The sequence below is a fragment of the Paraburkholderia lacunae genome (assembly GCF_003353175.1).
In the GTDB taxonomy this organism is placed as follows: Bacteria; Pseudomonadota; Gammaproteobacteria; order Burkholderiales; family Burkholderiaceae; genus Paraburkholderia; species Paraburkholderia lacunae.
This window is the reverse complement of the sequence record NZ_QHKS01000040.1, coordinates 1-20,743: the sequence shown is the minus strand read 5'-3', so window position 1 is coordinate 20,743 and position 20,743 is coordinate 1. Positions and strand designations below refer to the sequence as shown.

At 61.3% G+C, this 20,743-nt stretch carries 16 protein-coding genes and 3 pseudogenes; 15 read left to right on the top strand and 4 right to left on the bottom strand.

From position 1 onward, the window contains the following. Positions 1 to 336 precede the first annotated feature (336 nt). The 8 genes and pseudogenes from DLM46_RS35020 (at position 337) to DLM46_RS34985 (ending at position 9,926) form a co-directional block, all read left to right on the top strand. Positions 337 to 480 carry an alpha/beta fold hydrolase gene (locus DLM46_RS35020; RefSeq protein ID WP_341868622.1) on the top strand — a complete coding sequence of 48 codons (144 nt, stop codon included), beginning with the start codon at positions 337 to 339 and terminating at the stop codon, positions 478 to 480. Between the two features lie 72 nt (positions 481 to 552). Further along, positions 553 to 1,194 carry an HD domain-containing protein gene (locus DLM46_RS35015; protein ID WP_115108796.1) on the top strand — a complete coding sequence of 214 codons (642 nt, stop codon included), beginning with the start codon at positions 553 to 555 and terminating at the stop codon, positions 1,192 to 1,194. Positions 1,195 to 1,424: 230 nt separating this feature from the next. Beyond that, positions 1,425 to 3,155 carry an FAD-dependent oxidoreductase gene (locus tag DLM46_RS35010; RefSeq protein WP_115108859.1) on the top strand — a complete coding sequence of 577 codons (1,731 nt, stop codon included), beginning with the start codon at positions 1,425 to 1,427 and terminating at the stop codon, positions 3,153 to 3,155. A gap of 161 nt (positions 3,156 to 3,316) precedes the next feature. Further along, positions 3,317 to 3,829 (top strand): DUF3331 domain-containing protein, encoded by a 513-nt coding sequence (locus tag DLM46_RS35005; protein ID WP_115108794.1) that lies wholly within the window; start codon positions 3,317 to 3,319, stop codon positions 3,827 to 3,829. 367 nt (positions 3,830 to 4,196) lie between these two features. After that, positions 4,197 to 4,600, top strand: a pseudogene (locus tag DLM46_RS35000) (DoxX family protein); the annotation flags it as partial. A 42-nt stretch (positions 4,601 to 4,642) separates the two neighbouring features. Further along, positions 4,643 to 5,311: a YoaK family protein gene (locus DLM46_RS34995; protein WP_115108857.1), complete on the top strand. Its 669-nt coding sequence runs from the start codon at positions 4,643 to 4,645 to the stop codon at positions 5,309 to 5,311. 88 nt (positions 5,312 to 5,399) lie between these two features. Further along, entirely contained in the window at positions 5,400 to 6,596 is a 1,197-nt protein-coding gene (locus tag DLM46_RS34990; RefSeq protein ID WP_115108791.1) for a porin, read from the top strand. A 384-nt stretch (positions 6,597 to 6,980) separates the two neighbouring features. Beyond that, a complete protein-coding gene (locus DLM46_RS34985; protein WP_115108788.1) occupies positions 6,981 to 9,926 on the top strand; it encodes an ATP-binding protein in 2,946 nt (981 codons plus the stop codon). Positions 9,927 to 9,970: 44 nt separating this feature from the next. Here DLM46_RS34985 and DLM46_RS34980 read toward each other — a convergent pair whose 3' ends face one another. The 3 genes from DLM46_RS34980 to DLM46_RS34970 form a co-directional block, all read right to left on the bottom strand. Next, positions 9,971 to 10,891, bottom strand: a complete 921-nt coding sequence (locus DLM46_RS34980) for a LysR substrate-binding domain-containing protein (RefSeq protein ID WP_115108786.1) — start codon at positions 10,889 to 10,891, stop codon at positions 9,971 to 9,973. Positions 10,892 to 11,328: 437 nt separating this feature from the next. Beyond that, a complete protein-coding gene (locus tag DLM46_RS34975) occupies positions 11,329 to 11,862 on the bottom strand; it encodes an ureidoglycolate lyase (RefSeq protein WP_115108784.1) in 534 nt (177 codons plus the stop codon). Positions 11,863 to 11,893: 31 nt separating this feature from the next. Beyond that, entirely contained in the window at positions 11,894 to 12,838 is a 945-nt protein-coding gene (locus tag DLM46_RS34970) for a LysR family transcriptional regulator (protein WP_115108782.1), read from the bottom strand. A gap of 198 nt (positions 12,839 to 13,036) precedes the next feature. Here DLM46_RS34970 and DLM46_RS34965 point away from each other — a divergent pair, with 198 nt between their 5' ends. The 6 genes and pseudogenes from DLM46_RS34965 to DLM46_RS34940 form a co-directional block, all read left to right on the top strand. Then, positions 13,037 to 13,720, top strand: coding sequence for a DUF2848 domain-containing protein (locus DLM46_RS34965; RefSeq protein WP_115108779.1), 684 nt, complete (start codon positions 13,037 to 13,039; stop codon positions 13,718 to 13,720). Between the two features lie 5 nt (positions 13,721 to 13,725). Next, on the top strand, positions 13,726 to 15,081 hold the full coding sequence (locus DLM46_RS34960; protein ID WP_115108855.1) for an amidase: 1,356 nt from the start codon (positions 13,726 to 13,728) through the stop codon (positions 15,079 to 15,081). A gap of 130 nt (positions 15,082 to 15,211) precedes the next feature. Continuing rightward, complete coding sequence (locus DLM46_RS34955) at positions 15,212 to 16,357, top strand: branched-chain amino acid ABC transporter substrate-binding protein (RefSeq protein WP_425274045.1); 1,146 nt, start codon at positions 15,212 to 15,214, stop codon at positions 16,355 to 16,357. Positions 16,358 to 17,513: 1,156 nt separating this feature from the next. Next, the gene (locus DLM46_RS34950; RefSeq protein ID WP_115108777.1) at positions 17,514 to 17,936 is read left to right on the top strand and encodes a DUF2844 domain-containing protein; all 423 of its coding nucleotides are present in this window, start codon (positions 17,514 to 17,516) and stop codon (positions 17,934 to 17,936) included. 10 nt (positions 17,937 to 17,946) lie between these two features. Beyond that, positions 17,947 to 19,227, top strand: a complete 1,281-nt coding sequence (locus tag DLM46_RS34945) for a DUF3443 domain-containing protein (protein WP_115108775.1) — start codon at positions 17,947 to 17,949, stop codon at positions 19,225 to 19,227. Between the two features lie 36 nt (positions 19,228 to 19,263). Then, positions 19,264 to 19,341, top strand: a pseudogene (locus tag DLM46_RS34940) (IS6 family transposase); the annotation flags it as partial. Between the two features lie 705 nt (positions 19,342 to 20,046). Here DLM46_RS34940 and DLM46_RS34935 read toward each other — a convergent pair. Further along, positions 20,047 to 20,499 (bottom strand): annotated as a pseudogene (locus DLM46_RS34935) (helix-turn-helix domain-containing protein); the annotation flags it as partial. Here DLM46_RS34935 and DLM46_RS39740 point away from each other — a divergent pair. Next, complete coding sequence (locus DLM46_RS39740) at positions 20,468 to 20,677, top strand: hypothetical protein (RefSeq protein WP_165848133.1); 210 nt, start codon at positions 20,468 to 20,470, stop codon at positions 20,675 to 20,677. The pseudogene DLM46_RS34935 and the gene DLM46_RS39740 overlap by 32 nt on opposite strands. Positions 20,678 to 20,743: the final 66 nt, after the last annotated feature.

Genomic DNA, 20,743 nt, shown 5'->3' with positions numbered 1-20,743 from the left:
GCAGCAAGCGCGTAGCGAAAGGGCACTTCGGGTCGCTGCGTGCAAATAAGGTCCGTTTCCTGGTACAAAGTGGGTCGCGGATCCCGCGAGCCCAAGCGTAGGAATGCACCGCAGATAAAGTTCTACAGAAGATGTGAAATGCTCTGAGTACGCGATCGTCGCCGACTTTCCGCTATCGATCGAGTGCGTCGCTGCTTGAATACTTTTTAAGAATTATTAAGGCCTTTAGCCAAGGACTCTACGAAAAGCTGTCGATAGAATGGGCTCCAGTTCTTCTCGGCGATCAAGCGAGCACGGCATGTCTGTCCAGACTTGCACGGTGATGCGGATGCAGTCGTGAGATTCGACGTCACGGGGAGGGCGGCGGCCGCACTGATCAAGGGCGCGAAGCTGCTGGTCTACGAGGGCGCACCGCATGCGCTTTATTTCACGCATAAGGAACGGCTCAATCGGGATCTGCTTGACTTCGCACGGTCATAGAGGCCGCTGGCAGCGAGGCCGGCGCGTGCGCCGGCTCTGCCGGGAGGAGATGTTCGGCACAGAGGAGGGGACATGAAGGAAACCATAGCGGGAGTCGACATTCCCGATGGCGCGATGGCAAGAGCGGCAACCGACCAGATCCGGAGCACGGAGTCTGAGCTGATGTTCCACCATGCACTCAGAGCTTTTCTGTTCGGTGCGCTGATCGGCTATCGCGAGAAACTGACTTTCGATGCGGAGCTGCTCTATGTCGGCGCAATGTTTCATAACGTCGGTCTGAACGTGAAGCATCAGCGTTCCCCGCACCGATTCGAAGTGGACGGCGCGAACGCCGCGCGTGAATTCATGCGCCAGCACGGAGCCGCGGAATCCGCGGTGCAGGAAGTGTGGGCGGCGATCGCGTTGCATACGACGCCAGGCATTCCGCAGCATATGTCTCCGCTCATCGCGCTGGTCAGCGCCGGAGTGCAGATGGACATACGGGGCGCCCGCTATGGGGAATTCACGGTACAGCAGCGTGACGAAATCGTTCAGGCGTATCCGCGCGAAGCCGGGTTCAAGAAGAGGGTCATCGAGGCGTACGCGCGTGGCATGGAGCATCGCCCGGAGACGACTTTCGGCACTGTGAATGCCGACGTTCTCGACCGGTGGGACCCGAACTATCGGCGATTGAATTTCTGTGGGACGGTGCTGGGATCGGACTGGCCGAACTGACGTTGCGAGTGACGTAAGCACGACCGCCATGCGACGAGTCGTGTGCGGATCGGATGTGGATAGCGCGAATGCCGTCCCTGTGGCTGTCCTGCTGTTCCTCGCCTGGAAGCAAAGAGGCGGCCGGATGCAGCCGCGCAATGCCGACTACGTAGGCGCCGAGCTGAAGTTCGGTTGGTAGACGCAGTTTCTGGAAACGTGACAACGCTGACATGTTGGATGAGGTCGATTTTATGAGCACCCCAGATTTACCTGCCGACGCCGCGATGCCGTCCGAGCTCGAGATTCCGTACTCGTCGCTGGAATATCGTCAGCACCAGATGTTCCCGCGCCTGTCGGCTGCGGAGATTCAGAGCCTGCGGCGCTTTGCGACGCCAATGTCATTCAAGGCGGGCGAACTGATCTTCGAAACCGGACAGGTTGCGCTGGGCCTGTTCGTTCTTCTGAAGGGACGGGTGCGCATCTATTCGCGCGACAGCTTTGGCCGTTCGACGCTCGTCACCGAGCATGACGACGGTCACTTCATGGCGGAGATGGCGCAGTTATCGGGCAAGCCCGCGCTGATCGATGGCGTCGCGCTGACGGATGTTGACACGCTCGTCACCGATCCGGAACGATTGCGGGCGCTGATCGTCGCCGATGCCCAGCTAGGCGAGCACATCATGCGCGCGCTGATCTTGCGGCGGCTTGGGCTGATCGAGCAGGGGCTCGGCCCGATCATTGTGGGCAATAGCGACGACGCACGACTGGTCTCGCTCCAGGGGTTCCTGCGCCGGAACGCCTACCCGGCAACGGTAGTGGACGCGCGTAGCGACCCGGAAGCGGTCACACTGCTCGGCGGCATGACGACAGGACCCGACGACTTCCCGCTCGTGTTCTGCCCGAATGGTTATGTTCTGCGCGCGCCCGACGAGGCACAACTCGCATCATGCCTCGGGCTCTTGCCGACGTTCGAGCCATCGCATGTCTATGACGTGGCGATCGTCGGTGCCGGTCCAGCGGGGCTCGCCGCGTCCGTCTACGCGGCGACGGAAGGGCTGTCGGTTGCCGTGTTCGACCAGCGCGCGCCGGGCGGGCAGGCGGGTGCAAGCTCGCGCATTGAGAACTATCTCGGCTTTCCGACCGGCATCTCGGGTCAGGCGCTGGCTGCACGAGCTTTCCAGCAGGCGTTGAAGTTCGGCGCGCATCTGGCCATTCCCGGCAAGGTCATCGACGTGAGCCGGCAAGATGGCGTGTTCCGTCTGACCTTGCTCGACGGGCAACACATCAGCGCTCTTGCGGTGGTGGTGGCCAGCGGGGCTGCTTATCGGAAGCCGAGGGTGCCCGGCTTCGATCGCTTTGAAGGACGGGGCACGTACTACTGGGCATCGACGATCGAAGCGAAACTGGTGAAAGGGCAGGACATCGTGTTGATCGGCGGCGGCAACTCCGCCGGGCAGGCGATCGTCTTTCTCGCCAATTCCGCGCGCAGCATTCGCGTGCTGATTCGCGGCAAGGATCTCAGCGCGAGCATGTCAAAGTATCTGATCGACCGGATCGGTTCGCTACCGAATGTGACGCTCTGCACGGGCTGCACGCTGCGTTCGCTCGATGGCGACGAGGCCGGGTTGACGCACATTCATGTCAGACGTGAAGGCGACGACGGGGACGAGGTGGTGGCGTCGCGTCACCTGTTCCTTTTCATCGGCGCGGCCCCGAAGACAGACTGGCTCCGCTCGAGCGGCGTGGAGCTCGACAACCGGGGGTTTGTCGTGACGGGGTTCGCGCGTCACGAGCATGGGTCGCCAGGAGCAGGCGTCGTGTATCCGCTCGAAACCAGCGTGCCTGGCATGTTCGCCGTCGGCGACGCGCGTTCGGAGTCCGCGAAGCGGGTGGCGTCGGCGGTTGGCGACGGCGCGGCGGTCGTCAGTCAGATCCATGCCTATCTGAGCCATCTGAGAACGACGTCTGCTCAGCACGATTAAGAAAAATTAGCAACGACGCTGAGCGTGTCGTCGGTATCCTATTTTGCAGGAAGAGGAACAACCCGAAAGCGTCAACGAAATGCTGATGGATTTTCTGAGGCTGAACGGGCATTCGTCAGATGGCGCCGCACGTACAAAGCCGATTGATCGGGAGAAGCACTATGCATGTCGACATCCACACGAATCAATGCACCGAAATGGTTCGGGGCGAGGGGCAAGTCCGGCAAGGCGCACTTTGCGCGCCTTGCGACCGGGCCGATTCGAGGATCGACGGCGGCCGCATGCCTGTGTGGGATCATGTGATCAGAGCGCTGCTGGCCGGCCATTGCGATGAAGATAGACGCGGACCGCAGCTCGCCCGGCCATCGAATGGCATCGATGCGTATGCGACGTCACCGCGCGTGCAGGTTGAAGTCATCGAGCGACTGTCAGACACGGCGGTCGCGGTGCATTGGCAGGACGCCACACGCGGCCGTTACGCGGACCAGGTGTGGATCAGTTGCCGCGCCCGGGTGACGGGGCGCTGCGCATTGAGCGGCGCGATGATCCGCCGTAATGATCTCATCTACAAACCGAGGGGACGCGGTACGACCCCGGCCAACGCCGACGCGATGATTCTGGCTTCCGTGATCAAAGGGCCGCCCTCCAGTGCCCTGAAGGGCGACTCGCGCTAGATCTTCAGGCATCCTGCCGTTGCAGCGGGTGCGGTGGCTGACTATCCTCATACCAGTACTTGATCTGACGCATTGCAGCAACAAAGATCAATCGCGACAGCGGGTCGTGTGGTTCCGTCGCAAGCAAAGTGCAGCTCCCCGACTCACGACGCAGTTGAATTCGATAGTCAATCGACTTTCTGCACACAGTTGGCGGGTGCCCACCGCGCGCGTCGCGAGCAGGCCAGACTGATCGGCCGTTCTGCTGTCGACGCATGCCGGCATCAAGCTGCCGCGTGAATTCGTATCGCATCCTGCAGGCAAAAATCGCGTTTTTGGACAATCCAAATTACTGGCAGGACCGTTCCAAATGAACTAACTTTCGTTCATGCGGCGGTCGGGCCCGGCGGTAATCGAATGGGTGCGCTCGGTGATGAGCGTGCCCGCGTTGAGATGGATCGGATTGCTCGGGCTTTGCTCGGCATATCTGCAGGGCGGTCTTACGAAGGCCATGGATTTCAGCGGTGCGGTGGCGGAGATGGCTCATGCAGGACTCACGCCTGCCGCACCGCTGGCCGTCGCAACGATCGTGCTGGAGCTGGTTGCGCCGCTCGCGATCCTCACGGGCCGTTTTCGCTGGCTCGGTGCGCTGGCGCTGGTCGCGTTCACGTTGAGGCGACGTTCCTCGTCAATCGGTTCTGGGAAATGGCGCCGCCTAACCGTGTGCCGGTTGCCAATGCGTTCTTCGAACATCTCGGGCTCGTCGGCGGATTCGTGCGGGTCGCCTGGCACCCGGCGAATTCAAAACGAACGCATACTACGAAGGATCGCTTGATGAGGCGGAATTTACCGGCGTTGCTGAGCTTCAACGGAGGCTATGTCGATACGGCAGGCTTTCTCGCGCTGCATGGCTTGTTTACGGCGCACGTCACCGGAAACTTCGTCACGTTGGGGGCGACGTTCGTTTTCGGCACAACGGGCGCTGTTGCGAAACTGCTCGCGTTGCCGGTGTTTTGCTTGATGGTAATGCTGGCGGGCGCCATGAGCTATCGGCTGCAGCAGGTCGGCGCGCCGGTGCTGCGCGTAATGCTCGGCGTTCAGGTTCTGTTGCTCGTTCTCGGCGCGGCGCTTGCAGTCCGTCTTGACCCGCTCGCCGACGGAGACGACTGGACGGCAGTCGTAACTGGCCTTACGCTCGTCGCTGCAATGTCGATCCAGAACGCGCTGCACCGGCTCCATCTCCCAGATGCGCCGCCGTCGACGCTCATGACGGGTACTGTCACCCAGATCATGCTGCAGCTGGCCGACCGCTTCCGGAGGGTTCAGCCTGCGGCGGCCGGCGGACCGTCACCGCTGGCGCGGATGGCAGCGAGTGTCGCGAGCTTCGCGGTGGGATGCGGTGCAGCGGCGGGCATGTACTACCTTGCTGGCAACTGGAGTTTTGCCGTGCCACCGGTGCTCATCGCCGTCGGGCTCTTCCTTGCCGGAAACGAGCAAGCCTAGTGTGCAAGCGGTACCACGATGAGGACTTTGGTCTCACGTCCTGGGTGTGCGGCCGCGTCAAGAAAGAATTTGAAGACGGAGAAAATCGATGAAGAAATGCGTCGCGATCGCCATGACGGCCGCAGGTCTTGCGTCCGGCACTGTTTGCGCTCAAAGCAGCGTGATCCTCTACGGGCTCGTCGATAACGGCATCACCTATCAAAGCAGCAGCACGTCGCTCGGCTCGACGACCGGCGGTCACTCGGCGGTGAAGATGTCGACGGGCGTCTGGCTAGGAAGCCGGTTCGGTTTGAAGGGTGCTGAGGACCTGGGCGGTGGCTTGAAGGCCGTCTTTCAACTCGAAGCGGGCGTGAACACCAATAACGGTACTTCGCAATTCAGCGGTGGCATGTTCACGCGTCAATCGTGGGTGGGACTGTCCGACCCGCACTACGGCGTGCTGACGGCAGGCCGCCAGTATACGGCGTACTACACGCTGCTGTCGCCGTACACTCCGAACAACTGGCTGACCGGCTACTTCGGCGCACACCCTGGCGACATCGACGCGCTCGACGTCGATTATCGCGCTAACAATTCGCTCGTCTACATGTCGCCGGAGTTTTACGGCTTCACGGTTGGAGGCTCGTACGCGTTTGGTGGCGTGCCGGGCAGCCTGAACGCCGGCTCGACTTGGAGCGGGGGCGTCCGGTATGTCCACGGTCCCTATGGCATCGCCGCCGGCTTTCAGCGTGTGAATAACTCGACGCCGGGCGGCGGTGCCTGGGGTGCGGAATCCACGCTGTCGAACGGTGGCGCTCAGACGGCCGTGTCGGCAATCAACAATGGGTATAAGACGGCGCAAGCGCAGCAGCGCGTGGCTGTGACGGCGGGCTACCTCACGTCGGAGTGGGACATAACAGCATCGTACTCGAACGTGCAGTACATCCCGGGTGTCGGCTCGACATTCCGCAACCAGGCGACATTCAACACGGCAGGCGCCGTGCTTCGATGGAAGCCTACAGCCCCGTGGGCGCTCGCGGGTGGCTACAGCTACACACGCGCAACCCGGTCAAACGGCATCTCGAGCGCAGCGCAGTACCACCAGTTCACGCTGTCACAGTTCTACAACCTGTCGAAGCGCACGGGTCTCTACGCAGTCGAGGCTTACCAGCACGCAAACGGCATGACGCTCAATGGCGGGGAGATCATCGACGCAACGGCGTCGATCGGCAACGGTTTCAACAACTCGCCGTCGTCATCGCGTAGCCAGTTCGGGGCGGGCATCGGCCTGATCCATAACTTCTGACCATTGAGGCCGAGCCTTCGGCGATCAACGTTTATTGAGCGTCACTCTACGCCATGAGTTCGGCTGCTTGGCGGCATCGAGGTCATGCACATGATCGCCAGGGGGCCGATGAATGACGGCGACATCGGACTGACCGCATCTGAGCGGTTCTACTCGCCGGCAGCATAGGCAATCGCCATCATATTGTCGGGATTCCTTCGCCCTGCCGCCATTATCGCGACAAAACCGGGTCATGAGAGCCGGGTGCTTACTACAAAATTTTCGAATCATATGTTCGATATTTTCCGCGCATGCAAATCGGCGGCTGTTCTAGACTTCGGAACGCAACGCTGAGCGGTCAGTCCTCAGTTCCCTTCTACCCGCCGCGTCCTGGATACACAAGCAATGATTCACATTGGCCCACTTCAGGTGGACCTCCCTCGCAGAGAAATGTTTGTCGACGGACAACCTGTGCGGCTGGGTAGCCGTGCGTTCGACATGCTCGCAGTTCTGATCGCCGCAAACGGCGCATTGGTATCGAAGAGCGAGATACTCAGGCGGGTCTGGCCGGATACGATCGTCGAAGAGAACAATCTTCAGGTTCATATGTCCGCTCTGCGCAAGGTGCTCGGCGAGAGTCGCGGACTGATCCAGACGGTGTCGGGGCGAGGCTATCGGCTCATGGTGCCAGAGCCAACGACGGTTCATGGCGCCGGGGCCGATCGAGGCGCCGGTGCCCACGACATCGATGATGTCGATGACGTGGTTCGCGAGCCGATCGTTCCAAACAACCTGCCTTCCAGTTCGTCCGCGTTGATCGGACGCGACAAGGCAATCAAGGATGTCGCCCTTGCGCTGGAGTCCGCCCGCCATGTGACGCTTGTCGGTGCTGGTGGCATCGGCAAGACGCGTCTGGCGATCGAGGTCGCGCGCAGCCTGCTGGGGTACTTTCCCGACGGCGTCTGTCTGGTGCCGCTCGCGTCCGCGTCCGACCCGCGTAGTGTCCTTGCAATGTTCGCGACCAGCATGGGTGTGAATCCGGCAACCGGCCCGCTCTCGCTCGCGCGCGTCTGCAAGGAGCTCGGTGAACGGCGCGTGCTGTTCGTGCTCGACAACTGCGAGCACGTTCTTGGTCCTGCCGCTGAGCTTGCCGAGATGCTGTTGAACGTAAGTGCGTCGATTCGCTTGCTCGCGACGAGCCGAGAGCCGTTGAGGGTAGCGAACGAGCGGCTGTACTGGGTCGCCTCGCTGGACGTGCCCGCGCCGGATGATCAGAGTCAAGCCGTCCTGCAATCCAGTGCCGTGAAGCTGTTCCTGTCACGGGCACGTGCGATCGACGCGCGCTTTTCGTTCGATACACGAAGCATCCATCTGACGGGCACGGTCTGCCGCCGGCTCGACGGCATCCCATTGGCCATCGAACTGGCGGCGGCGCGTGCGGCGATACTCGGCATCGAGACGCTTGCAGAGCATCTCGACGATCGCTTCAATATGCTGAATGGCGGCAATTGCACGGCGTTGCCGCGACATCAAACGCTGAAAGCGACGCTCGACTGGAGCCATGCGCTGCTCGATGACGCTGAGCGCGCGACGCTGCGTAGGCTCGGCATCTTCGTGAACAGCTTTACGATGGAAGCGGCTATCGCCGTTGCAGGCGACGGCGAGCTGCACGAGCTCGATGTGATCTCGGCGATATCGGGGCTGGTCGAAAAGTCGCTGGTGGTGGCGCATGTGGAGCGCGGCAAAGCGAGCTATCGACTGCTGGAGACCACCCACGCTTACGCGATGCAGAAGCTGGACGACAATGGTGAACGGCGTCTCGTCGCGCTCAATCACGCGCGCTATTTCGCCGGCCTGCTCGACCGCGATGCGTCGGGCGGCGGGTATGCTACGGGAGCGTTCCGCGATCAATGGCACCACCGGATGCGGGACCTGCTCGATGACCTGCGCGCGGCGCTGGCCTGGGCCTTGTCGACGAAGGGCGACGAGACATTGGGCGAGACGCTCGCCGTGAAGGTCGTGTTCCTACTTTATGAATTGTCGCTGGTCGACGAATGCTGTTGCTGGGCACGTCGAGCGCTCGACACCGTGGCCGCGGCACATGAAGATTCGCTCTCGACCAGGCATTTGCGCGTGCGCATGCAGCTTCTTGCAGCGCTCGGCGCGGCGAAGGTCTATGTCAAGGGGCCGAACACGGAAACGCGCGGCATCTGGGCCGAGACACTCGCGTCGGCGATCGCGCTTGGCGATCACGCGTTCGAGGCGCGCGCGCTGTGGGGCCTGTGGAATGCAAGTCAGTCGTCCGGCGCGGTGCGCAACGCATTGGCATTCGCCAAGCGCTTCGCATCGCTTGCAGCGGAGACGGGCGATGCCGGCAGCATAGTCCTCGGATACCGTTTGCTCGGCATCGCTTCGCACTACGCGGGCGATCAAAAGCAGGCGCGTTTGTCGCTCGAACAACTGCTGCAGCACAGTGACGGCCTGCAGCATCGCCTGCCGCTTGGGCAGTCCGTCGATCAGCGTTTAGTTGGCCGCGCCACGCTTGCGCGTGTGTTGTGGCTACAGGGCTACCGCGACCAGGCGCTCAGGGTTGCCGAGGAGTGCGTGGTCGATGCCTGCAATCAGGAACAGGTGTGCGTCACGTGCTACGTTCTGGGCGAAGCAATGGTTCCGTTGGCACTGCTGTCAGGCAAGCGGGATCGGGCGGCCCAGGCTATCGCCGTGCTGCATGAGGTGTCGGCGCGCGCCGGGCTGAGTGTGTCGCAAGCGTGTTGCCGCTGTTTCAATGAATACTTGCGCTCGCTGGATGAAGCCGTGCCGGACCGTTTGCATGCTTTCCGGGCGGCACTGGATGATCTCGAATCGCTTGCGTTTGGGGCGCCGCGCGCCATGTTTGCCGGCCAGTACAGTCTCGCGCTCGGCCGCGCGGGACGGCGGGAAGAAGGCATCGCTGCGGTCGAGCGCGCACTCGCGCAATGTGATGAAACCGGCGACCGCTGGTATGCCGCCGAACTTCGGCGCATTCATGGCGATCTACTTTTGATGAGCGCTGCAGGCGACTCGCCATCCGTCGACGTCGCCAGGGATGCGGAGGCGAGCCTGATCGCGGCGCTAGACGAATCGTTGGAGCAGGGCTGCCGCTCGTTGCAATTGCGTGCGGCGACGAGCCTCGGCCGGCTGTGGCACGCGCAGGGCCGAAACGCGGAGGCGGCACAACTGGTGGAATCCGCCTGCGCAAAGGTGACGCAAGGCCTTGATTGGGACGACTTCAAGGCCGCCAACCACCTGCTGCAAATCGCCACAAGAGCAAGCGAGCAAGCCGACGCTCATGTGGCGGCTGGCTCGTCCTGATGAAACGCCGCCCGGCAAATTCATGGCACGCGGCTGGACAAGGGTCATCCGTACATCATCCGCTGCTGCGCGGCCTCGTCGATCAGGTCCGGCCGGTCCAGTTGGTCGGCCCACCAGCGCAGGGCCTTGCCCGTCTCGTCGTCACGCCAGGCCAGATAGCAGTGCGTGACATCGCGCATGCCGCGCACTTCCTTTTTCACGAGTTCGCCCTGGCTCAACGGCCCGGCCGCAAGACATTCCGGTATGGTGCCCGCCGCCAAGCCTTTGATCTGCGCGTCGAGCTTGGCTTCGAGCGTGGGCACGATCAGCACTTCCTGATTGGCAGCAAGCGCGATGCTGCGCGGCGCAAGCTTGCGGGACGTATCGCCGATCGCGACCGCGCGATACCGCGCAACGATATCCAGTGTGAGCGGCCCCGGTATCGAAGCCAGAGGGTGATCCGGCGCGACCACGAACACGTGGCGTAGCGAACCGATCGGTTTCGCAACCAGATGCGGGATGGGCGGCGGCTCGCCGGCCGCACCGACGATCAGATCGGCGCGCCGAGTCAGCAAGGCGTCCCACGATCCCCCGAGCACCTCTTTCGAAAGATGCAGCCGCGTGTCCAGATTCAGCTTGTAAAAGGCGCTGACGTGATCCCATAGCAGCTGGAATGGGATGATCTCGTCGACGGCGATATGAAGGTCGGCTTCCCAGCCGTGCTGGATTCTTTTCGCTTTGCGCTCCAGATCGTCCGCAGCCTCCAGCAGGCGACGTCCCTCCTCCACGACCACGCGCCCCGCGTGCGTGAGCGTCGCGCGGCGACCGCTGCGGTCGAACAGTTTCACGCCAAGGTCGAGCTCCAGTTTCTGGACGAGATAGGTCAACGACGACGGAACCTTGTGAAGCGTTTCCGCCGCACTCGCAAAGGTGCCGGTGCGATCGATTGCGTCGAGGACTTGCAGCACGTCAAAAGATAGCTTCATGGCGAACAACCGGGGATTTAGGCACATCGTGAGCATACTGGATTTCAGGGGGTCCGCAACCGCGTTCGTCCGATCAATCGTGCAGCCCAGATCATTCGAGTCGAAATGCCAGCCTCATAAACCGGAGGGCAGGAGGAGGGCGCGGCGATTCCCAATCTGGAATCAAGGTGACGCATGTACAGGGAACAGCGGGTGCGCGCTGGTGGGGTGAGCATCGTAAGGTGAACGGCAGCGCAGCGCGAAACAGGCGCATCGCGGAGGGGCCCGCGCTTGATTGGAGCTCTATATGCATAGAATTGCGACTACCCACCACGTTGATAGCAACATAGGGGCACGATGTTTCCACCTCGCGCCGGAAGACAAGTGCGGCACTCCCGCAACTCGAACTCGACCCTGCTCCTGTTGGCTAAAGCTGCGCTTGGTGGTCGCGACGGCTGCTATCTTTCGAGCCGGTGCATCTCGATACTTCGCATGACACTTTCGCATGCTGGCGCGTGTGTTTTGAGATGAACCACGAGGTCGTAGGTCGTCGATGGGCGGGTGAGCATGAGGCACGTCGCTTCGCGTTCGTGAACCCGGGTCGCGTGCCATATATTGGGCCGCATGCACAGGCCCTTACCGACCGGAATGTCGAACGCACGCAAGGAATTCAAGTTCGGGGTACCGTCGTCCGATGAGGTCGCGACGATCTGGATGACTGGCGCCGTCAGTGGCACGATGGCCTGCTGAGTCAGACGATGCAGCTCGAGAGACGTTACCTTTTTGTCGCGGTTCCGGTAGGTCACCCACAGGATTTCCGTTTCTCCCTGCGAGCCGGTGTCAAACAGATGTTCACGCCAGAAATCGGATGCGGGACTGATGTACGACGGCGCGTCGCTGTCGGCACGGACGGGCTTGCCGAGCATCCAGCCATAAGGCTCGCAAAGGGTCGCATCGAGCGGTCCGATCGGAATGAAAAGGGCGGTCGGCATGTCGGAGTACTCGTGTTGATGATTGGATCGTTCAGATGCGCGAAATCGTTTCGTCCGTCGGTGGGAACAGCGCGAATTCAGACCCATGCTTCAGGCTGAAGTCGAGCACCACGTTGAGCGCAAGCCGCGTGATGGACTCGGGAAGCAGGCTGTCGGGTGTGCGCCGAAACACGGCGACTAGCGGTAACGCGGGCACCCGATGCGTCACTTGCAGCAGATGCAGTTGACCGGCTTCGAGCTCGCGCATGACGAACGCGGGAGGCAGCACGGCAATGCCGAATCCATCGACAACGAGCCGGATGATGGCGGCCACCGACGACAGGCAGTTGATCTGCACCTGTACGTCGCCGCTTGCGGCGAACAAGCCAGTGAGAAATTCGTGCGGCGGCGAATGACGCGCGAAACTGATCACCGGGTAGGCAGCGAGTTCAGCCGCCGTTAACGCCTGCGCTGACAGGTTGAGCGCCGGGCTCGCCATCCAGCGCATCGGAAGGCTGCCTAGTGGGACATTCGTCATGTCAGAGCCCGTGACGCTCGTCGTCTGAAACGAGACGTCGACATGGCCATTGAGCAGTTGTGTCGACAGATTGCTTGACGTGTCGCTGGTCAGTTCGATCACGAGATTCGGATATTCCTCCCGGATGTGCTTGAGGAGATCCGGCAACCACGTGTGAACGATCGATTCGATCGCGCCTACCCGCAGCAACCCCGAAACCTTCGAGCGATCGCCGACGCTCGAGATCATCGCCTCATTCAGCTTCAGCATCTGTTCTGCGAACGGCAACGCCTTCGTGCCGTCCTGCGTGAGCGTTGCTTCTTTGGGGCCGCGTTCGAAGAGCCGCACGCCAAGTTCCTGTTCCAACGCCGAAATGCGGCTGGAAATCGCTGCCTGGGTTGCGTGCAGCCGCTCAGCCGTCAGACGAAAGCTGCGCAGTCGCGCGAGCCAGACAAACGTTTCCAGAAATCGCAGATTCATTTGCAACCCTGACGAGCCAAGCGAGAATGGTTCAGTGTAGTGCTGTCCTTCGCGCCATGCGACAAGAAATTTTTCTCCGGCGCGACAACTTTAATTTGTTGGACACGGGCGCGCCGAGCGCCAAAACTTCGCAACGAATGCCGATGCAGGCGCACAACCGCCGTCGGCGAGGGGGCTGTCAAACGAAAGGACGTTGCGATGAAAAAAGTGGCATGTGAAATCGAAGGCGGAACGCCGATTGAAGTGACTGCGAGCCGGCTCGTGATCGCGGGCTGGGCCGGTAGGGACAGCGTCGAGGTCGAGCATCATATCCGCGAACTGGAAGCGATCGGCGTGCGCAGGCCATCGACCGTGCCATGCTTCTACGAAGTCACGCCCGAGCTGCTGACGACGGCGGAGAGCATCGAAGTGATCGGCGCGCATTCGTCGGGTGAGGTCGAAGTCGTGCTGATCCAGACGGAGGCGGATGGCCTGCTGGTAGGCCTCGGCTCGGATCACACGGACCGCAAGGTCGAGGGCTATGACGTTGCCGTGTCGAAACAGATGTGCGCGAAGCCGCTCGGCCGGGCGCTCTGGCGTTATTCGGAAGTGGCTGCGCATTGGGATGCGCTGATCGCGCGCAGCTGGCGCATCGACTCAACTGGTGAGCGCATCCGCTATCAGGAAGGCACGCTTGCGCGGCTGATGCATCCCGAGCCGTTGATTTGGCGTGCGTTCGGTGCGATGTCGATGATTCCGGAGACTGTGCTGTTTTGCGGCACGCAGCCGGTGCTCGGTCCATTGACGCCGGCCGTCGCTTACGTGCTGGAACTGCACGACCCCATCCTCGGACGCAGCCTCTGGCACCGTTATTCGGTCGATGCGCTTGCGCACACGGAGTGACCGCGATGCGCACCATCCGTCAAACAGGCAAAGCGCTTGCGACAAAGACCGTATCGGCGGGCCAGTTGCTCGACGCGAGCCTCGCCGCCATCGATGCCGACGTGGTGCGCGGTGGATCAACCTACACGCATATTGACCGTTCGGCGGCGCGCGAAGCCGCCTCCAGCAGCGACGCATTCCGCGATCGGGGTTATGTGCCTTCGGCGCTGGCAGGCGTGCCTGTGTCCGTGAAAGACCTGTTCGACGTCAAAGGCCAGGTGACGACGGCAGGCTCGCGAATCTTGCGCGGAGCGGCGCCCGCCGTCCGCGACGCAGCCGCCGTCGCACGATTGCGCGAGGCAGGCGCGGTGTTCGTCGGCCGCACGAATATGAGCGAGTTCGCGTTCTCCGGCCTCGGACTCAATCCTCACTATGGCACGCCGCTGAATCCGTTCGATCCGAGCCGTCTGGCGGGCGGTTCCAGTTCCGGGGCGGCGACATCCGTCGCACTCGGACATGTCGCAGCCGCACTAGGCACCGACACGGGGGGCTCGGTCCGCATTCCCGCTGCATTTTGCGGTCTCGTCAGTTTCAAGCCGACCGCACGCCGCGTGCCGCTCGACGGCGCGGTGCCGCTGTCCACATCCTTCGACTCGATCGGCCCGATCGCGCGAAGCGTCGACTGTTGCACGCTCATCGATCGTGTCGTGTCGGGGCAAGCGCTCGATACCACGCCGCGCCCGCTTACGGGGCTTCGCTTCGGGGTCACGTCGGACTATGTCTCAGACGATCTGGACGAGACCGTGAGTACGGCGTTCAACCGCGCGATCAGCATGCTGAGGCGCGCGGGCGCGTCGGTCGAGCGCTTTGCGTTTCCAGAGTTGCATGAGGTTGCCGGCCACCTTCCGCTTGCGGGCATCACGGCGGCGCAGGCTTGGGCGTGGCATCGCGAGCATGTCGCAAGCCACGCTGAAGGTTACGACCCGCGCGTACTCACCCGTCTGCGCATCGGCGAAGGGCGCGGCGCCGCCGACTATATCGACCTGCTTGCCGCGCGCGAGCGCTTCGTGCGAGACGCACGTACGAGACTTGCGAGTTTCGATGCATGGCTGATGCCGACGGTCGCGATCGTGCCGCCGGTGATTGCCGGCGTCGAGCACGACGATGAGGCATTTTTTGCGGTGAACGCGAAAGTTCTACGGAACCCGAGTGTCGTGAATTTCATGGACGGATGCGCGCTCACACTGCCTTGCCACAACGAGGGCGAACTGCCCGTCGGCCTTTCGATCTGCGGACCCGCGCTCGCCGATGCATCGATTCTCTCGATAGCGCGCAGCGTCGAGGCATTGCTGCGTGCGAGCGTGCCCGTCGTGGCGGCATAAGGTTTGTTTATCGGCGGCAAAAAGAATTTGTCGTTGGACGCGCAATTACGGCGATCGAATACTGGTTTTCAGGCGCATCGGGATCGACAGAGCGCCATTCGACACATCCACTACAGAAGTGAGGCAGCCCGTGAATTCTACTTTTCGTTCCGTGGTCGGCGTGGTCGTGCTGGCCGCCATTCATGCATCGGCACATGCAGCCGACGCCTCTCCTGTCGTCGTGCTGATCGGTCACGCCGCGCCGCTCACCGGCCAGCTCGCGAACATGGGCAAGGACAGCGAGAACGCGGCGCGCCTCGCCATCGATGAAATCAACAGCCAGCATCCCGTGATCGGCGGCAAGCCGGTGCGTCTCCAACTGGATTCGCAGGACGACGCAGCCGATCCGCGCACGGGCACGCAGGTCGCACAGAAGCTGGTTGACGATGGCGTTGTGGCCGTTGTCGGCGACATCAATTCCGGTGTATCGATTCCGGCATCGCGCATCTATAGCGAAGCACAGGTCGTGCAGATATCGCAGGGCTCGACGAACCCAGCGTACACGCAGCAAGGGTACAAGACGACGTTTCGCATGGTCGCAACCGATGCACTGCAGGGACCGGCGCTCGCCCGCTATGCGCTTGCTTCGCTGCACGCCAAACGTATCGCCGTGATCGACGATTCGACGGCATACGGGCAAGGTCTCGCCGACGAGTTCGTCAAGGCGGCGAACGCGAACGGGGGGAAGATCATCGCGCGCGAAGCTACCAACGACAAGGCGACTGACTTCCGTGCCATTCTGACGAAGGTAAAGGGGCTCCGGCCCGACGTCATCATGTATGGCGGTTCTGACGCGACGGCTGGTCCGCTTGCAAAACAGGCGGCGAATCTGGGGGTCACGGCTCCCGTGCTTGGTGGAGACGGCGCCTGCACTATCAAGATGGTCAGTCTTGCAGGCGACGCAATATCAAATGTTGTCTGCTCCGAAGCTGGACTCGCGCTGTCGCAGATGCCGAAAGGGCGGGATTTCGATCGACGCTACACTGCACGCTACAAGGTGCCGGTCGACGCGTACGCACCGTTCGCCTACGACGCAATCTACGTAATCTACGACGCCATGAAGCGTGCCAATTCGACGGAACGAGCCACGGTGCTGGCTGCGATTCCCGCGACACAGTACGACGGGGTGATCGGGCGGATCGCGTTCGACTCGCACGGTGATCTGAAAGACGCCGCCATCACGATTTACCAGTTCAAGGACAAAAGAAAATCGGTGATGGACGTTATAAAAATGTAGGACATCTGGCGCCTGATACCTGTTGGAATCCCGGTTTGCCGGATGCGACGTGTCGCACCCGGCTTTCTGCATATCTGCAGCATGAATGCGCAAGACGCATTGCGGGGCAGGATGCAAGCCACACCATTCCCAGGCTGTGTCCGCCGGAGGTTTCAAATCGGGACGCCAATAATAGAGTGGTCGAGTCGTAAGTTGATTGAATTTGGCTCGTTATCCCTCGGCGGCTTATGTTATGGCGAAGCGCCTGGAACGTCTCATGACTGTTTTGAAACGGTCATTGGATTGGCCATTGGGATTGGCCGTTCAGGGACCTGTAACGACCATTCCCCATCCGGTTCATGCCGCAGTTGCCCGACAGTTGCTTGACGAGCCTCGTGGCAAAGCCCCGATGAATCGAACGAAAAAAAGAGAAGCCTGCCACCCGAGGGAGGGGCAGGCCGAAAAATCGAGGGACGGGTCGCCTCGTGGAGGGCCTCCCCTCGAAGACCGAAGCGAAGTTTCGTCTATCGAAGCGATCGGCGGAAGCCAGTGGTGGATGGAGTCAATCCGTTGACTGAACTGGACCCGAAATAGGTCGGAAAAGGTGTTTCGCGGGCATCTATGGCCCCGATCCGGTCTCAATGTTGAAACAGGTTTGACTTCCTATTCGTTGCCGCCACGCTGTGCCTGAACATTCAACAGGCCTCCCGCGCCGGCCTTATGCACCATGGACTTGCGGAGGGCATGGTCTCTCTCGCACCCTTGAGAAACGGCCATTTTTGAACCGGGTCGAGCCCTTGCGTGTGTAACAGCTGCGAAACATGAGGCGCCTGTGCCGCGCCCGCCGACAACATTGGAACAATGCTGTTTGTCGCGCGGAAAGGGTTTGCGCGCTCATGGCACAGCCGTTGCAGTAACAGATTCACGAGCGAGTCTGCGGCGACCGATATGAAGCCCAGAACAATCCAGGGAAGCGATACAGACCTCGCACGCGTGGACACGGAAACGCCAACGCATTTTTGATGCAATCAGCTGAGCCCATTGAAAAGTCGAGCGACGAAAGACCGACAAATGGTTTGCATTAGAGATTAATAAGGGGCCGTGAAAACTGCCGACCAGGCTGTTTTCAGGGGGAGGACTCGTGAAGAATATATATCGGATTGGCATTGCTTGCGCAATGCCCGTGGCGACTTGCGCCTTGTCTTCACTCGCGTACGCCACGCTTGGAGAGAGGGTCAGCGACGTAGGTAGCGATCAGATTCAAATGCATGCCACGGTACATAGCGTCACATCGCAAGCCGCCTACACCGTGCATACGATGACGCTGCCCTCGGGCACTGTGGTGCGCGAGTATGTCGCGGCAAACGGAATCGTGTTCGGCGTCGCTTGGGAGGGACCGACATTGCCGAATCTCAAGGCTACGCTGGGCAAAGCTTTCGATCAATACGTCGCGGCCATCGCGACGCGCCGGGCAAGCCCGCTTGCCGTTTCGAACGATGCTCTGGTGGTATTCTCGGCCGGCCATTTACGTGCGTTCGCAGGCTACGCCTATTTGCCGCAAGCGCTCCCGCCCGGCGTCGACGCCAGCGTCATTAATTAGCGGGGCGATCATGCGCGACTCAGATTCGCCCCGTGGTTCAGGTCCGCTTCTCAAGCTTCTCGCAACCACATTGCTTGCGGTGTTAATGGCCGGATGCGGGGGAGGGGGTGGCGGTGGTGGGAGCAGTAGCGGGTCCAGTGCATCGGCACCGGCGCAGACGGTCACGAATACGCCCCCTGCGCCGCCAGTGCTGGCCTCTAACGCCGCGGCGCTGACCGTCGATTTCGGCGTGATCGGTGTGCCGAATATGCCCTTCGTCAGCGTCACGCTCTGTATGCGGGACACAACGCAGTGTCAAACCGTGGATCACGTGCAGGTCGACACCGGATCGTCGGGGCTGCGCGTGTTCGCCTCGCAACTGCCGCCGTCGTTCATGCTGTCGCAACAGAAGGATGGTGCGGGCAATCCGCTTGCCGAGTGCATGCAGTTCTTCGACGGTTACACATGGGGTTCTGTACAGCTCGCCGATGTACTGATCGGTGGTGAGAAAGCGGCGTCGCTACCCATTCAGGTGATTGACCCAAACTATGGCGCGATACCGTCGGACTGCAGCAGTCTCGGCGCGTCGCGCAACACTCCTGCTAGTCTGGCAGCCAACGGGGTGCTCGGCATTGGCGTGTTCAAGCACGATTGCGGTCCGGCCTGCGTGCGAACTGCCGTGCCGGCGACCTACTATGGCTGCGTCGGAAACAGTTGCACGTCGACCGCCGTCGCCGAGAACCTGCAGGTTGGCAATCCGATTCCCTACTTCGCGATCAATAACAATGGTTCGATATTGATGTTGCCAGCCGCCTCGCCGAGCGGCCAAACTTCGCTCACCGGCCAACTCGTGTTCGGCATCGGTACGCAGAGCAATAATGGCTTGGGCAACGCGCAGGTGATCGGGCTCAGTCCGTCCAGCGGCACGTTCATGACCGTGCTAAATGGAACGAGCTACTCAAGGAGCATCGTGGACAGTGGTTCGAACGGACTGTTCTTTCAAACCAGCATGCTGCCTGTCTGCGCGAGCCCAAACAGCCTGTATTACTGCCCCGCATCGACTCAGCAGTTGAGCGCCATGATTGAAGGTGCAAACGGCACGAACAGTGCTGTCTCGTTTGACGTCGGCAATGGCACGGAACTCAAGCAGAACCGTGGCGGCAACTCAGTAGTGCCGCTGCTAGCCGGTCCGGCATACGTTTCCCCGGCGATCTTTGTCTGGGGCATGCCGTTTTTCTACGGGCGTAACGTCTATGCCGCCGTCGAGCAGCAATCGACCCCTGGCGGAGCGGGGCCCTATATTGCGTACTGAGATACGCCGCATTAATCTGCCATCTTTGTGTCGGATGCGCATGTGAAGCACGTTTTCGTCAAGGCGGCTGCACGCGTGAGCAACCGTGCCGAGAACAGCCACCAGCCGACCCGCAGGAATGTTATCTGATAAGGATCACTACTCTTTAGACGCACAGGTAGCCGGCGCTCGCCAACTTGACAGAGCCGTTGCTGGTGCAGCTTGATCCACTTGCGCGGCAGGTTCGCATTGATGCCGTGTCCGCGTACGAGCCCCGATGCGCCATGTGATCGATAGATTGCCGCCCATATGCGTCGTAACGACACGTCTACGCCATGTCTTGCGGCTACCCGTATGAGACCGTCGTGGCCCGAGCAATAATCTTCCGTTGCAGCCAACTTCTTCTTCTCGCTGTATCGCATAAAAGCACCTCAAAATGAGGTCCAACTTTTTGGGTGCAGTTCAAATCAGTGGACATAGCCTGCACGGTCAGATCGCTGAGTACTAGACGCCGATTTCTGCACGCTTACGATGTATCGACTGGCGATACGCGGGCGGTGCTCAACTGGATTGCGTTTCGGAAGGCGCTCGAGTCGTGAATTCTGATCCGGAAGGAAGAGGGCACAACTCTGCATGGACCAAGCTAAATCGATCGAAGTAGGCGTCGATGGAGTAGGGCCGTGAGATCCATGCGGGAGTCGCAGACGACGTGGACATAGACCATGTCGTCTGTGACCTGATAGACGACCCTGTTCGCGCCAGAGATTACCTGTCGAAACTGGATCATGTTCAGTTCACGCAACTCGTCGACCCGCCCGTCGGAATCAGGGAAATCAGCCAGCCGGCGATCCGGATCAGCTCGCCCAGACAGGCGCGGCGGTTTCTCGGCTGGTGGAGTTTCGGCGGCCGCTGTTTGCGTGGAATCCACAGCCCGGCATCCCGCATCCAGCGCCGCACGGTTTCCTTCGCCAGCACCACGCCATGACATTCAGCGAGCTTCTCGCACGCCAGCGTCGGCCCGAAATCGGCGTAGCGCTCACGCACCAGCGCCATCGCCCGTGCACGCAGATCCACCGGCAGCTCGCGGTTACTCGGTTGCCCACGCCGCGCCGACACCAGTCCGGCCGGTCCGGCAGCCTCGTAGCGCCGCACCAGCCGGCTGACCTGACGCTCACTCAGCTGCAGCCGCTCAGCCGCCAGCACGATCGTCAGCCGCCGCTGGACGACCGATTCGATGATCTTCACGCGCTCGAGCTCGTGCATGCTGATCGTGATGAATCCACGTCCGTTCATGTCCGGCTCCCGGGCTGTGCTCATGCCGCAGCATGCGCCACAGCAGCCGGCCTGGAGCCGGGAAAACCGGACATTTCTAATGAGCCAGAACCAGACATTACTAAAAAGCTCTGACACCTTATGTCAAAGCCATCCTGAAATGTCGCAGTGGCAGCTATTTAGAAATGTCGGGTTTTGACGTTGATTTTGACTCTGTATTTAACGGTTTGAATCTCACACGGCGTTGAAGGACAGCGTGTGAACG

Excerpts from the sequence above, each read along its gene's own strand:
- DLM46_RS35015 (WP_115108796.1), top strand. The coding sequence starts at position 553 with ATGAAGGAAACCATAGCGGGAGTCGACATTCCCGATGGCGCGATGGCA.
- DLM46_RS35010 (WP_115108859.1), top strand. The coding sequence starts at position 1,425 with ATGAGCACCCCAGATTTACCTGCCGACGCCGCGATGCCGTCCGAGCTC.
- DLM46_RS35005 (WP_115108794.1), top strand. The coding sequence starts at position 3,317 with ATGCATGTCGACATCCACACGAATCAATGCACCGAAATGGTTCGGGGC.
- DLM46_RS34995 (WP_115108857.1), top strand. The coding sequence starts at position 4,643 with ATGAGGCGGAATTTACCGGCGTTGCTGAGCTTCAACGGAGGCTATGTC.
- DLM46_RS34990 (WP_115108791.1), top strand. The coding sequence starts at position 5,400 with ATGAAGAAATGCGTCGCGATCGCCATGACGGCCGCAGGTCTTGCGTCC.
- DLM46_RS34985 (WP_115108788.1), top strand. The coding sequence starts at position 6,981 with ATGATTCACATTGGCCCACTTCAGGTGGACCTCCCTCGCAGAGAAATG.
- DLM46_RS34980 (WP_115108786.1), bottom strand. The coding sequence starts at position 10,891 with ATGAAGCTATCTTTTGACGTGCTGCAAGTCCTCGACGCAATCGATCGC.
- DLM46_RS34975 (WP_115108784.1), bottom strand. The coding sequence starts at position 11,862 with ATGCCGACCGCCCTTTTCATTCCGATCGGACCGCTCGATGCGACCCTT.
- DLM46_RS34970 (WP_115108782.1), bottom strand. The coding sequence starts at position 12,838 with ATGAATCTGCGATTTCTGGAAACGTTTGTCTGGCTCGCGCGACTGCGC.
- DLM46_RS34965 (WP_115108779.1), top strand. The coding sequence starts at position 13,037 with ATGAAAAAAGTGGCATGTGAAATCGAAGGCGGAACGCCGATTGAAGTG.
- DLM46_RS34960 (WP_115108855.1), top strand. The coding sequence starts at position 13,726 with ATGCGCACCATCCGTCAAACAGGCAAAGCGCTTGCGACAAAGACCGTA.
- DLM46_RS34950 (WP_115108777.1), top strand. The coding sequence starts at position 17,514 with ATGCCCGTGGCGACTTGCGCCTTGTCTTCACTCGCGTACGCCACGCTT.
- DLM46_RS34945 (WP_115108775.1), top strand. The coding sequence starts at position 17,947 with ATGCGCGACTCAGATTCGCCCCGTGGTTCAGGTCCGCTTCTCAAGCTT.
- DLM46_RS39740 (WP_165848133.1), top strand. The coding sequence starts at position 20,468 with ATGCTGATCGTGATGAATCCACGTCCGTTCATGTCCGGCTCCCGGGCT.